Origin of the sequence: Bacteroides sp. Marseille-P8574 (genome assembly GCF_902825465.1) — a bacterium.
GTDB lineage: Bacteria > Bacteroidota > Bacteroidia > Bacteroidales > Bacteroidaceae > Bacteroides > Bacteroides uniformis.
Window position 1 is genome coordinate 1,108,811 of record NZ_CADEBE010000002.1, and the last position, 12,642, is coordinate 1,121,452.

Here is a 12,642-nt window from a genome sequence, read left to right on the forward strand (position 1 = left end):
ATGATCACACAACCCCTTACTACCTCAAATTACTGATTCAGAACTCGAATTTTTCCAACTTCATGGCAGCCAGCCCCTGGATTTTGGGCACCAGGGCCACAAAATGGTCTGCTTTTTCATGGGCAGACAATGACTCTGCATCTTTCCATGTTTCACAAATCATAAGAACATCGCTGCGAGTGGCGCTCTCAAACACATCATAAGCAATGCATCCATTGTCCTTCAAGGAATATGCGACCAGTTCTTTGGCAGATTCCAATACTGCGGCACGGTTCTCCGCACTTACCTGAATAAAAACATTTAATCTAATCATACTTGTATAAATTTTAAGTGCATCGCAAATTTAAGCAGAATAAATATCTCCACCAACAAAAGTAAATTGTTATTAATTCCTTTCCCGCCGGATGAACCAATCTTTGGCAAGTATGTTGTCTCATCAGAATTGATTCTAACTTTAACTATTAAAAACTGACTTGATTATGAAATGTAAAGATTCTAATTTCTGGATCGGACTGGGAATAGGTTCGGTTGCCGGTGCATTGGCCTACCACTTCTCCCGTACGGAGAAAGCTAAAAAGCTGGAAGATGCCATATGCCGTGCCATCCACAAAGCAAATGGCGAAGCCAAGGAGTTCATCAACACTGCTGAAGAAGAAGCATTGCACGTTGGCACCAAAGTAGCAGACAAGATGGCCCATGAGGCCGCAGAGAAAGCTGACAATCTGAAAAACAAGGTTCACAATTTTGCCGATGCTAAGAAATAAAACAAGCACTTGGAAACTTCTGAAGGGGTGTGTCAAAATTCACCACAGATTACACGGATTAACACAGAATGAGCTTAATCTACTGATAATCAAAGATGCTTATCTGTGCAAATCTGTGTAATCTGTGGTGAATACCAGTTTCGACACACCCTCTTTGCATATCGACCCATCAGTTCTGCAGACTGCGCCGATTCAAAATATCATTCATATGCTCCAATGCCCATCCTACCAAAGATTCAATATGCGGCATCAGGCTACATCCGATTTCTGTAAGGTTATACTCCACACGGGGAGGAACTTCCGCATAGACTTTCCTAACAATCAGCCCGTCCGTCTCCAATGAGCGCAATGTAACCGTCAGCATCCGCTGGGAAATATCCCCTATGGTTTTCTGTATATCGCAAAAACGCATCGTTCCATTCGCTTTCAGTGTGACCAGCACAAGCATTGTCCATTTGTCTCCCAACCTGCTCAGTACATCCCGTACCGGACAAGCATCCATACGATGAAAATTTTCCATTCCTTTATTTTACCAATCAGTTCAACCTCAGCAATGGCGACTCTATGCTTAGTGTCCGGCATTGCACCACAAAAGTAATAAACTTACTCAAAATAACTATCGTTTCATACGATAATTAAAACATTCTTTATACTCGTAAATGCATCTGCCTCATCCGGATTATTTGTATTTTTGCAACATCGTTTCCTATTCATATGTAACTGCAAGACTCTTATGAACGTAAAAATAGAAGAAAGCTGGAGAAAACGCCTACAAGAGGAGTTTGACAAACCTTATTTTGAGAAGCTGGTAGCATTTGTAAAAAGTGAGTATGGACATGCCAACGTGCTACCTCCCGGCCATCAAATTTTCCACGTCTTCAACTCTTGCCCGTTCGAGAAAGTGAAAGTCGTCATCCTCGGACAAGACCCTTATCCTAATCCCGGTCAGTATTATGGAGTCTGCTTTTCCGTACCGAAAGGAATAGCCATTCCCGGTTCTCTGGCAAACATATTCAAGGAAATACATCAGGACTTGGGAAAGCCCATTCCGACTTCCGGAAATCTGGACCGTTGGGTAGCGCAAGGCGTGTTTCCTATGAATTCCGTCCTCACAGTACGTGCCCACGAAACCGGCTCGCACCGGAACATGGGATGGGAAACCTTCACAGACGCTGTTATCAAGAAACTGAGTGATGAACGGGAGAATCTTGTATTCATGCTTTGGGGGGCGTACGCCAAAGAGAAAGCCGCTTTAATCAATAGCAGCAGACACTTGATTCTGACTACCGTCCATCCGTCCCCACGTTCTGCCGAATACGGATTCTTCGGTTGCAGGCACTTCAGTAAAGCCAACGATTTCTTACGGAGCAGAGGGATACAAGAAATTGACTGGTAACACGCTACAATACTCCGCTGACTCCGCTTCCAAACAAAGCAAAGTCCCCCAGGCACGGGTCGTCCGGAAAGGCCTCTGCCAGAGCTTCAGTAATCCGGCGGGCATTCTTCAAAGAAAATGTTTCTGTCTCGGTGAGTCCCAAAGCATAGGCCACACGGCAGACATGCGTGTCCAAAGGCACAATCAGGTCCCTGCAATCAAATCTCTCCCAAATACCAAAATCCACTTCCGGACCTTTCCTTATCATCCAGCGCAAAAACATGTTCAGTTTCTTTTGGGGACTCTTTGCCGAGACTTCCAAAAACGCACATAACCTTTCCATCGGATTACCGGCATACGTACATAAGGCATCCTCCAGACTGTCAAAAGCAGAATAGGCAGCATGCAAACGCCTGAAATAGGAATGAAAGTCAGCATAAGAAAGCATTCGGTAAAAACTGCTTCTGTCCGTAGCAGGGAAGTCTTTCTTCCATTGGCAAGATAATACGTATTGATGAGGCGATACCCCCATCAACCTATGCAACTCATCAGCCTTTTTCAATATCTGCTTACGGTTGCCGAAACTCATGATAGCAGTCAGCAGCCCACTGATTTCAATATCCTGCCTCCGTTCATAGCGATGTGGAAACTGTACGGGGTCGTTCTGAATGAAGCCGGCGCAATGATAGGCCGCCGCCCACTCCCAAAGTTGTCTTTTAATCTCCTCGGTCATCTGCAAGCATTTGTTTTTTCATCTGAAATGCAAAGATATTGCAAATCGAATGCAAAACTTTCATGCTTGCACGAAAAAGTTGTGCCGGGATATAGTTTATCTTATTTAAAGATATTGCATTTATAGCAACATCGGACAAGTAACCTATTTCTTTTCCTCCTATTTTTGCAACATGAAAAAGCCCAATAGAACCATGCAACAGAAAAAGACAACCCAGGAGGAATACCAAAAGTGCGTGAACGCAGTAGTGGATTATATAAATCTGCACCTCGGAGAAGAAATTGACCTGAAATCTTTGGCCAGGATTTCCCATTTCTCTCCCTTCTACTTCCACCGCATCATGAAAGCTTTCCTGGGTGAACCCGTCGGTACGTTCATTGTCCGGACGCGTACCGAAGCCGCTGCCCGGTTGCTTCGTTACTCGGACATGCCGATAGCGGACATAGCCTACCGTATAGGCTACTCTTCGCCCTCGTCACTGTCAAAAGTATTCAAGCAGTTCTATGGCATTTCACCATTAGAATACCGTAACAATAAAAACTTTGTAATTATGAAACCAGCCATTATTCGTCCGGAACTGGAACTGAAACACGAAATCAAAGAAGTTCCTGCCCGCAATGTGATTTACATCCGCCTCTTTGGCGACTATAAACTGAACGACTATTGCAGCGCATGGATGCGCCTTTGCCAGTTCATCCAAGAAGAAAAACTGCCTATGGGAGAAGTGATGCCCTACTGTATCTATCACGATGACCCCAAAGTGACACCCGCTGAAAAGCTGCGTACCGATGTATGTATGGTCCTACCCTCATTTGCAACGGCCAAAGGAGACATAGGATTTAAACAGCTCGCGGCAGGCCGCTATGCCATATTCCTATACAAAGGTCCATACGAACATCTGCAGGCCGTATACGACACCATCTACGGGAAGTATATCCCCGAAATGGAATGTAGCTTACGGGATGAGTCCAGTGCGGAACGTTACCTAAACAACCCCGCAGATACGGCGCCGGAGGAACTGTTGACAGAAATTTATATTCCGGTAGAGTAGGCAAACTGTTCTGCCGGCGCCATCAGGCTTTCTCCCCGGAAGAGTTTAGGAGCCGGACAGCGAACAAGTATTCGTTCCGCCATGGAGTAAAAATCGTTCCACCATGGTGGAACGATTTTTACTCCGCGGTGGAATGATTTTTATCTCATGGTGGAACGAATAAATATCAGGCAAGCCGGTCGATACTATTAGATACCCATATCTATACTGTATTGTAAAAAAGGGACATTCCTTTGTCTGTATGCTTGTTTTTATTCACTAATTTTGCACGACGCAATGCGAATCAAGCAATTGATGCAAACAGATAATTTTAAAACCTCCATCAAAATCAAGATAAAAGATGCAAAATGTTTCCATAAAAGGGTTTATATATGCAGCTCTCTCCTCTGCCACCTTCGGGCTGGCTCCTTTCTTCACCATTTCATTACTCCTTGCGGGCTTCTCCTCTTTCGAAGTATTGGCCTACCGATGGGGAATAGCTTCACTTACCCTGGTCGTTTTCGGCATTATGCTAGGCGAGACATTCCGCATCAGCGGGAAAGACTGGGGAACGGTGTTCATCCTCAGCCTGCTTCGGGCAGCTACCTCCTTCAGTCTGGTCATCGCCTATCAGAACATAGCCAGCGGAGTGGCATCCACCATTCATTTCATGTATCCGCTGGCCGTGGCACTGGCCATGATGGGCTTTTTCGGAGAAAAGAGGTCATTCGCCATTCTGTTTGCCGTGTTGGTGTCACTAAGCGGAGCTGGACTTTTGTCATCCGGCAAAATAGACTTTGAAGGAGGAAACACGACCATCGGGCTGATTGCTGCCGGTCTGTCCGTATTCTTTTATGGAGGATATATCGTAGGAGTAAGGAAGAGCCGTGCCGTGCAGATTCCCTCCACTGCATTGACATGCTACGTAATGGGGCTGGGAGCCTTGTTCTTTATTATAGGAGGATGTCTGACCGGAGGCATCCGGCTGGCCAATGATACCCACACATGGCTGAACATTCTCGGACTGGCGCTGCCGGCAACAGCTATATCCAACATCACCCTGGTAAAAGCCATTAAATACATAGGGCCTACACTGACTTCCATTTTCGGGGCCTTGGAACCTCTGACAGCCGTAGTTATCGGTTGCCTGATATTCAATGAAAGCTTCACACCGGCCAGCGTCGTCGGCATGGCGCTGATAATAACGGCCGTTACAGTCGTGGTGGTACACGAAAAGAAAAAGGAGAGTGAGAGTTGATTGTCCTTATTTCGCCTTTTTATAATCCGTGATGAAACCCTCCATCATCCACTTGGCCAAGGCCTGGCGGTTCGAACTGATTACAAAACGGCGCTGGTCAAAAGTGTTCTGGATATTTCCCAATTCCACGAATACGGAAGCGGGAGAAGTATTGGCTAACACATAAAGATTGCGTGCGCTGACAGTTCCGGTAAACCCACGGTTGGGCTGGTGCTTGTCATATTTCGATTCGAAAGTTTTCTTCATGGTCTTAGCCAGACGCTTGCTGTCGGGCTTGCTTTTAGAGTGGTAAAAGAACACATCGGTCTGATGGCTCTTGCTGCGACTGTCCACATGAAGGAAAATGGCACGGCAATATTTATAGTTCTTGCGATCCTTCTTGTAAAACTCATTGATTTTGGCGCAACGTTGCCGGAGACGTGCCACTTGGTTCAAGGGTATGGGAGCTCCCATGCACGTCTCACGTTTGCTGTTGGAAAGGTACTTGTCATCACGGATTCCGTCTTTAGCATCCTGGATAATGATACGGACTTCCGCCCCCTCTTGCATCAAGTTACGGGCAAGGCGCAAAGCCACATCATACGCATACTCATCTTCATGCAGTTCTATTTTGCCGATTCTGCCGATAGCTCCGGGGTCGGGGCCTCCATGTCCGCTCACTACATAAAAACAAGCGCCCTGCAAACGGTTAGATGTCACTTTTACACTGGCAAGCGCTTTCCCGAACAAAGGTTCATTGATTGTCTTCTTCCCATTGCCAACCGGCTTTGATAATGGGGGCAGTACATACTTCACTCCCAGCCGCAATTCCTCCTTCCCTTTAAGAAGTTTCTTGTTCAGCTCCAAAAACTCCTTATAATAGGCTCTCCCCGGGCGCTTGTTACGTTCCAGGAAAACAGAGATTCCTTCTCCACGTCTCGGACTATCCCGCTCTTCCTGAGCCGAAGCATTAAAAGCAAACAAAGTACAAAAGAAGATGGTCAGTAAACAAAATATGCGTTTCATATTCCAATTATTCATCATTTATTCGGTTCGCTACAAATTTCCAGCCGCTAATTTATAGCATTTTACCATACTTAAGCACAAAATTATAATTTTTTCCCTACTTTTGCGACAACTTACGCGATAATAGATAAGAAACTTTTAAAACAGATAACATTATGGCAAAGCAATTCAAGCCGGAGACGCTGTGCGTACAAGCCGGATGGACTCCTAAAAAGGGCGAGCCCCGTGTACTCCCCATCTATCAAAGTACAACTTTCAAATATGATACCAGCGAACAGATGGCACGCTTGTTCGACCTTGAAGACAGCGGCTATTTCTATACCCGCCTGCAGAATCCTACAAACGATGCAGTAGCCGCCAAGATTGCCGCCCTCGAAGGTGGTGTGGCCGCTATGCTGACATCCAGCGGACAAGCAGCCAACTTCTATGCCATTTTCAATATTTGCCAGGCAGGAGACCATTTTGTTTGCTCCTCTACCATCTATGGCGGAACATTCAACCTCTTCGGAGTAACTTTGAAGAAATTGGGCATCGACGTCACTTTCGTCAACCCGGATGCCAGCGAGAAAGAAATTTCCGCTGCTTTCCGCCCCAATACCAAGGCCCTATTCGGCGAAACCATCTCCAACCCTACGCTCGAAGTGCTCGATATAGAGAAGTTTGCACGCATTGCCCACAGCCACGGCGTGCCCTTGATTGTGGACAACACCTTCCCTACTCCCATCAACTGCCGCCCGTTTGAGTGGGGTGCCGACATCGTAGTACACTCTACTACCAAATACATGGACGGACATGCCACCAGCGTAGGCGGAGCCATTGTAGACAGCGGCAACTTCGATTGGGATGCACACGCCGACAAATTCCCCGGACTGTGCACACCGGACGAGTCTTACCACGGACTGACTTATACGAAAGCCTTCGGCAAAATGGCTTACATCACCAAGGCTACAGCCCAACTGATGCGCGACCTTGGCAGCATCCAGTCTCCACAAAACGCATTCCTGCTGAACCTGGGTCTGGAAACACTGCACCTGCGTATGCCCCAACATTGCAAGAATGCACAAGCGGTAGCCGAGTATCTTGCCCAGAACGACAAAGTGGCTTGGGTGAATTATTGTGGTCTGCCGGGCGACAAATACTACGAGCAGGCACAGAAGTACATGCCGAACGGCTCTTGCGGCGTTGTCACCTTCGGCTTGAAGGGCGGACGGGAAGAGTCTATCAAGTTTATGGATTCACTGAAACTGGCAGCCATCGTGACTCATGTGGCCGATGCACGTACTTGTGTGCTGCACCCAGCCAGTCATACACACCGCCAGTTGACAGACGAGCAACTGATGGAGGCAGGTGTACGCCCCGACCTGATTCGCTTCTCGGTAGGTATAGAGAATGCAGAGGATATTATTGCCGACATCGAACAAGCGCTGAACGCCTAAAGGAATAAACAAAAGGGAGTGCATTTTCGGACAATGCACTCCCTTTTCATTTCAATATTCTCTATTACTCAACATTCAATATAATCGTCAAACTTTCCTTGCCTTGGTAGAAGGTCTTTGCTTTCACTACCAGGGAACCACACTTCACCGGTTCTTTCCATAAGGTTGACTGGGCAGTAGGTTCCGAACCATCAGTTGTGTAACGTACTTCAGCACCATCAATGGCCACATTAGCATACAGATTTCCATCTTTTACCAATAATCCCGGCTGAGGCAAGCGGAAGTTAATCCCATTCTTTGCCCAATAAGGCATTTCACTCTTGCTGATTTTCTCATAATAAAGTGCCAAAGCCTGATTGAAAGCCTGCTGCTCCCGCACGCCGGACAGATTTTCCCATACCGGATGAGCATTCCAGCCACGTTCTGTCAACCCTAAGATTTTCGGGAAGAGAAGATATTCCACGCCATCAAAACTACGGATAGTTTCGGCGAATAATTGTCCTTGTACACCCATAATATGTTTCTTGCCTATCTCTGTCAAAGCAGTCTTCCCCTTTTCCGCATTACCCAAATCAATGGGATTGCCTGCCATATCCACACGCAGCGAACGATAAATGCTGAAAGGAAGCATAGAGAAAGAGACAGACTCATCCACATAACCTCCCCAATCGAGTCCACGCTCGTCCGGATGACCATTGTAAGCCATATCCATATAGAAATTGCCCACGTTGCAAAGGATGACCAGGTAACCGTTATTGGCTGTCTGATAAACCACTTCATCAGAGCCCGGTACAGTATTCCAGCAATACACACCGGCAGCCTGGCCCCTCAACTGTTGATGAGTCTCTTCGGTATGCCCCAAAGCAACTTCCTGCCAACCACTGAATTTCAGTCCGTTCTTCTGCATCACATCCGCCATTTGCGTAATGAAATACTCCGACAAATCATGAGCTTTCGTCATGCCTTTTTTCTTCATCAGTTCCTGACATTTCGGGGAGCCCATCCACACGCCGCGAGGCACTTCGTCACCACCTAAATGCACTGTAAACAATGAAAGACCGGCTTCCTGATACATCGCATTAAGTTCCTGAATCACCTTCTCCATAAAACGGTAGGTAGAAGGCAAGGCGACATTCATCACATTGTCCGTATAATATTGTACAGAAACATAACGTGAAGTGTCTTCCGGTTCACTCAACATATATTCTGTAGCTTTCCCCGGATCAGTTTCAAAATATTTGTTATAGCGTGCCTTCATGGAGACAATGGCAGCGCGGGCATGCCCCGGAGATTCTATTTCCGGAACAATGCGGACATGTCTTTCGGCAGCATACTTCAGCAAATCAATAAATTCCTCGCGGCTATAATATCCATTGCCTACAGTCTTTACATCAGGGTCATAGCCACCGTCATAACATGGGTAGAGGCACTGGCTTTCGTCAGTGGTATGCCCGCGACGGCTACCCACAGCAGTCAGTTCCTCCAAACCAGGAATCTCCAAACGCCAGGCTTCATCATCACAAAAATGGAAATGCAGGACATTCAATTTATAAGATGCAAAAATATCCACCAGTTTCTTCAAGTTCTCCGGAGCGGTGAAATTACGGGCAATATCTATCATTTGTCCACGATATGCCAAGTCCGGATAATCCCGAATGGAGACTGCCTCCAGCAAATAAGGTGTCTGCTTGCCCTTCAACATTGACAAAAGTGTCTGTGTACCATTAAAAATGCCATGAGGAGTGGCAGCACTGATTTTTATCAGGTTGTCACCTATATTGATAGTATAATATTCATCATTTACGGCCTCCTTCCTATCAAGCAGTTCTTCCAGCACAATCTTCACGGAAGCATTTCCGACAACTTCCAAACCATACAAACCAGTCAGTTTCTCTTTCAGCAACTTGGCTTCACCGGCAAAGTTCTCCGGAAATGCCAAAGCTACCTTACCTTCCAATACGACATTATCGCCTTCAATGGCTACCACTTTCTTTACAGACGGAAGAATGTCTGACTGCACCAAAGCAGGAGCACCAGCCAAGCGAAGATTGGATTCATAAATCTTAGTCGCATCCGGATAGCCGCTCATTGACTCGGGAGAAGGAAGCGGCAGCGCCTTCAAAGCCACGGGCAACGGACTGCCCTCTTTACCATCCACAGTCTCCACCCAATAAGTTCCTTCCGGTACATGGGAGTTCCGGTCCAGCTTGTAAGTGCAAAGGAAAGTGATCCGCATGGAATCACCGGGAGCCAGCGGAGCAAATTCGTCTGTCGGATACATTTTGAAAAAATTACCGTTCACTACCTCTACCTTCACTTCAGAGGCTCCTTCCTGCTTCACCCCTCGGGGAAGCTGTGAATAGTAAATCGTCCAGTTCTTTTTTAGAGGTTTTTGAGAGATATTCTTGAGAATAAAGGTATTCTCATAATATCCGGGTTCGATGTCACTTGCACCCATTTCCCAGGTCAGAGCAACCGGTGCCTTAGGTTCATTACTCGTTTTACATCCAGCAAATAGTGCCATTACACAAAATAATAATCCTGCCAGAGGAAGTTTCAAAATTCTCATGCAACTCATGTGTTAAGTTAATAAATGGGGGTAATCTCTAAAATCTGATGCCAAAAATAAGCATTTTAAGCTAATTAACTGATAAAAGTAATAGATTTTATTGACAGCGAGCTACAATTTAGAACTTTTATACCTACATTTGCAGCCAAATTATAACCAATTTAACTATTCTACCATGGCTAAAATAACCAAAGAAGCAGCCTTGCTCTACCATTCGCAAGGCAAACCGGGTAAGATTGAAGTAGTACCCACCAAGCCTTACAGTACACAAACCGATCTTTCTCTCGCCTACTCTCCGGGCGTTGCAGAACCGTGCCTCGAAATTGAGAAAAACCCGCAAGATGCATATAAATATACAGCAAAAGGCAATCTGGTAGCTGTCATCTCCAACGGAACCGCCGTGCTCGGCCTGGGCGATATTGGCGCCCTCAGCGGCAAACCCGTCATGGAGGGTAAAGGTCTGTTGTTCAAAATTTATGCCGGTATCGACGTATTCGACATCGAAGTAAATGAAAAAGACCCCGACAAGTTCATCGAAGCTGTCAAGGCTATTGCCCCAACATTCGGAGGTATCAACTTGGAAGACATCAAAGCACCCGAATGTTTCGAAATAGAACGCCGCCTGAAAGAGGAATTGGACATCCCCGTGATGCACGACGACCAGCACGGCACCGCCATCATCTCCAGCGCAGGATTGCTGAACGCCCTGGAAGTGGCAGGCAAGAAGATAGAGGAAGTGAAAATCGTCGTAAACGGTGCCGGGGCTTCCGCCACCTCATGCACCAAACTGTATGAAGCGCTCGGCGCACGCCGTGAGAATATCCTGATGCTGGACAGTAAGGGAGTCATTACCAGCGATCGCGAGAATCTGACCGAGCAGAAACGTTACTTTGCCACCGACCGTCGCGATGTACATACTCTGGCAGAAGCCATCAAAGGCGCCGATGTATTCCTCGGACTGTCAAAAGGTAATGTGTTGACCCAGGACATGGTTCGCAGCATGGCAGACCATCCCATCGTGTTTGCCCTTGCCAACCCTACTCCGGAAATCTCTTACGAAGACGCCATGGCAGCACGTCCGGACGTACTGATGTCCACCGGTCGTTCCGACTATCCTAACCAGATTAATAATGTAATCGGTTTCCCCTACATCTTCCGCGGCGCCCTCGACACGCAGGCAAAAGCCATCAACGAAGCCATGAAAATTGCTGCCGTGCACGCCATTGCCAACCTTGCCAAGCAGCCCGTGCCCGATGTTGTGAATGAAGCATACCATGTAAACAACTTCACCTTCGGTCCCGAATACTTCATCCCGAAACCGGTTGACCCGCGCCTCATCACCGAAGTGTCCTGCGCTGTGGCCAAAGCTGCCATGGAAAGCGGTGTAGCTCGCAAAGACATCGAAGACTGGGATGCCTACCGCCTGCAACTGCGCGAGCTGATGGGTTACGAAAGCAAACTGACCCGCCAACTCTACGACACCGCCCGCCGCAACCCACAACGTGTGGTATTTGCCGAAGGCATCCACCCCAATATGCTGAAAGCTGCTGTGGAAGCCAAGGCTGAAGGTATCTGCCATCCTATTATATTGGGCAACGACGAAGCCATCGAGAAGCTGGCAAAAGAACTAGACCTTAGCCTTGAAGGTATCGAGATAGTAAATCTGCGTCATCCGGATGAAGCGCCGCGCCGTGAACGCTATGCCCGCATTCTATCTGAAAAACGTGCCCGCGAAGGAGCCACTTACGAAGAAGCCAACGACAAAATGTTCGAACGTAACTACTTCGGTATGATGATGGTGGAGACGGGTGAAGCAGACGCTTTCATCACAGGTCTTTACACCAAATACAGCAATACCATCAAGGTTGCCAAGGAAGTCATCGGCATCCGTCCGGAATACAAGCATTTCGGCACCATGCATATCCTGAACTCCAAAAAAGGTACATACTTCCTGGCCGATACGCTGATTAACCGTCATCCCAATGCCGAAACGCTAATCGATATTGCCAAGCTATCGGAATATACCGTCCGCTTCTTTAATCATACACCGGTAATGGCCATGTTGAGTTACTCCAACTTCGGTGCGGATAAAGAAGGCAGCCCGGTAAGTGTACACGAAGCTGTGGATTATATGCAACAAAACTATCCTGACCTTGCCATTGACGGAGAAATGCAGGTGAATTTCGCCATGAACCGCGAAATGCGTGATGCCAAGTATCCGTTTACGCGCTTGAAAGGAAAAGACGTAAACACACTGATTTTCCCGAACTTGAGTTCTGCAAACTCTGCTTACAAGCTGTTGCAGGCGATGGATACGGACTCCGAACTGATTGGTCCTATCCAAATGGGGCTGAACAAGCCTATCCACTTCACCGATTTTGAAAGCTCCGTGCGAGATATCGTGAATATCACCGCAGTGGCAGTTATCGATGCTATCGTAGACAAAAAGAAAGCAGCCAAATGAAACGACCG

Annotated in this window: 11 protein-coding genes; 6 read left to right on the forward strand and 5 right to left on the reverse strand. The window is 47.0% G+C overall.

Annotated elements, in window-relative coordinates; all coding sequences use genetic code 11:
* Positions 1 to 37 precede the first annotated feature (37 nt).
* Positions 38 to 313 carry a putative quinol monooxygenase gene (locus HUX74_RS17310; protein WP_005826936.1) on the reverse strand — a complete coding sequence of 92 codons (276 nt, stop codon included), beginning with the start codon at positions 311 to 313 and terminating at the stop codon, positions 38 to 40.
* 166 nt (positions 314 to 479) lie between these two features.
* Between HUX74_RS17310 and HUX74_RS17315 the strand changes: the two genes are divergently transcribed.
* Positions 480 to 764: a YtxH domain-containing protein gene (locus tag HUX74_RS17315; protein WP_174647089.1), complete on the forward strand. Its 285-nt coding sequence runs from the start codon at positions 480 to 482 to the stop codon at positions 762 to 764.
* A 169-nt stretch (positions 765 to 933) separates the two neighbouring features.
* Here the strand turns inward: HUX74_RS17315 and HUX74_RS17320 are convergent, their stop codons facing one another.
* Positions 934 to 1,284: a helix-turn-helix domain-containing protein gene (locus HUX74_RS17320; protein WP_005832992.1), complete on the reverse strand. Its 351-nt coding sequence runs from the start codon at positions 1,282 to 1,284 to the stop codon at positions 934 to 936.
* 213 nt (positions 1,285 to 1,497) lie between these two features.
* Here HUX74_RS17320 and ung point away from each other — a divergent pair, with 213 nt between their 5' ends.
* Positions 1,498 to 2,160, forward strand: a complete 663-nt coding sequence (ung, locus tag HUX74_RS17325) for a uracil-DNA glycosylase (RefSeq protein WP_005832994.1) — start codon at positions 1,498 to 1,500, stop codon at positions 2,158 to 2,160.
* Positions 2,161 to 2,164: 4 nt separating this feature from the next.
* Here ung and HUX74_RS17330 read toward each other — a convergent pair whose 3' ends face one another.
* Positions 2,165 to 2,872, reverse strand: coding sequence for a TIGR02757 family protein (locus tag HUX74_RS17330; RefSeq protein ID WP_005832997.1), 708 nt, complete (start codon positions 2,870 to 2,872; stop codon positions 2,165 to 2,167).
* 193 nt (positions 2,873 to 3,065) lie between these two features.
* Here HUX74_RS17330 and HUX74_RS17335 point away from each other — a divergent pair, with 193 nt between their 5' ends.
* Both HUX74_RS17335 and HUX74_RS17340 read left to right on the forward strand, forming a co-directional pair.
* Entirely contained in the window at positions 3,066 to 3,923 is an 858-nt protein-coding gene (locus tag HUX74_RS17335; protein WP_034529538.1) for a GyrI-like domain-containing protein, read from the forward strand.
* Between the two features lie 340 nt (positions 3,924 to 4,263).
* Positions 4,264 to 5,160: a DMT family transporter gene (locus HUX74_RS17340; protein ID WP_174647090.1), complete on the forward strand. Its 897-nt coding sequence runs from the start codon at positions 4,264 to 4,266 to the stop codon at positions 5,158 to 5,160.
* A 6-nt stretch (positions 5,161 to 5,166) separates the two neighbouring features.
* Here HUX74_RS17340 and HUX74_RS17345 read toward each other — a convergent pair whose 3' ends face one another.
* Positions 5,167 to 6,183, reverse strand: coding sequence for an N-acetylmuramoyl-L-alanine amidase (locus HUX74_RS17345; protein WP_009038039.1), 1,017 nt, complete (start codon positions 6,181 to 6,183; stop codon positions 5,167 to 5,169).
* A gap of 137 nt (positions 6,184 to 6,320) precedes the next feature.
* Here HUX74_RS17345 and HUX74_RS17350 point away from each other — a divergent pair, with 137 nt between their 5' ends.
* Complete coding sequence (locus HUX74_RS17350) at positions 6,321 to 7,601, forward strand: O-acetylhomoserine aminocarboxypropyltransferase/cysteine synthase family protein (RefSeq protein ID WP_009038038.1); 1,281 nt, start codon at positions 6,321 to 6,323, stop codon at positions 7,599 to 7,601.
* Between the two features lie 64 nt (positions 7,602 to 7,665).
* Here the strand turns inward: HUX74_RS17350 and HUX74_RS17355 are convergent, their stop codons facing one another.
* Positions 7,666 to 10,170, reverse strand: coding sequence for a family 20 glycosylhydrolase (locus HUX74_RS17355; RefSeq protein WP_174647091.1), 2,505 nt, complete (start codon positions 10,168 to 10,170; stop codon positions 7,666 to 7,668).
* Positions 10,171 to 10,345: 175 nt separating this feature from the next.
* Here HUX74_RS17355 and HUX74_RS17360 point away from each other — a divergent pair, with 175 nt between their 5' ends.
* Complete coding sequence (locus tag HUX74_RS17360) at positions 10,346 to 12,634, forward strand: NADP-dependent malic enzyme (protein ID WP_005826960.1); 2,289 nt, start codon at positions 10,346 to 10,348, stop codon at positions 12,632 to 12,634.
* Positions 12,635 to 12,642 lie beyond the last annotated feature (8 nt).

Excerpts from the sequence above, each read along its gene's own strand:
- HUX74_RS17310 (WP_005826936.1), bottom strand. The coding sequence starts at position 313 with ATGATTAGATTAAATGTTTTTATTCAGGTAAGTGCGGAGAACCGTGCC.
- HUX74_RS17315 (WP_174647089.1), top strand. The coding sequence starts at position 480 with ATGAAATGTAAAGATTCTAATTTCTGGATCGGACTGGGAATAGGTTCG.
- HUX74_RS17320 (WP_005832992.1), bottom strand. The coding sequence starts at position 1,284 with ATGGAAAATTTTCATCGTATGGATGCTTGTCCGGTACGGGATGTACTG.
- ung (WP_005832994.1), top strand. The coding sequence starts at position 1,498 with ATGAACGTAAAAATAGAAGAAAGCTGGAGAAAACGCCTACAAGAGGAG.
- HUX74_RS17330 (WP_005832997.1), bottom strand. The coding sequence starts at position 2,872 with ATGACCGAGGAGATTAAAAGACAACTTTGGGAGTGGGCGGCGGCCTAT.
- HUX74_RS17335 (WP_034529538.1), top strand. The coding sequence starts at position 3,066 with ATGCAACAGAAAAAGACAACCCAGGAGGAATACCAAAAGTGCGTGAAC.
- HUX74_RS17340 (WP_174647090.1), top strand. The coding sequence starts at position 4,264 with ATGCAAAATGTTTCCATAAAAGGGTTTATATATGCAGCTCTCTCCTCT.
- HUX74_RS17345 (WP_009038039.1), bottom strand. The coding sequence starts at position 6,183 with ATGATGAATAATTGGAATATGAAACGCATATTTTGTTTACTGACCATC.
- HUX74_RS17350 (WP_009038038.1), top strand. The coding sequence starts at position 6,321 with ATGGCAAAGCAATTCAAGCCGGAGACGCTGTGCGTACAAGCCGGATGG.
- HUX74_RS17355 (WP_174647091.1), bottom strand. The coding sequence starts at position 10,170 with ATGAGAATTTTGAAACTTCCTCTGGCAGGATTATTATTTTGTGTAATG.
- HUX74_RS17360 (WP_005826960.1), top strand. The coding sequence starts at position 10,346 with ATGGCTAAAATAACCAAAGAAGCAGCCTTGCTCTACCATTCGCAAGGC.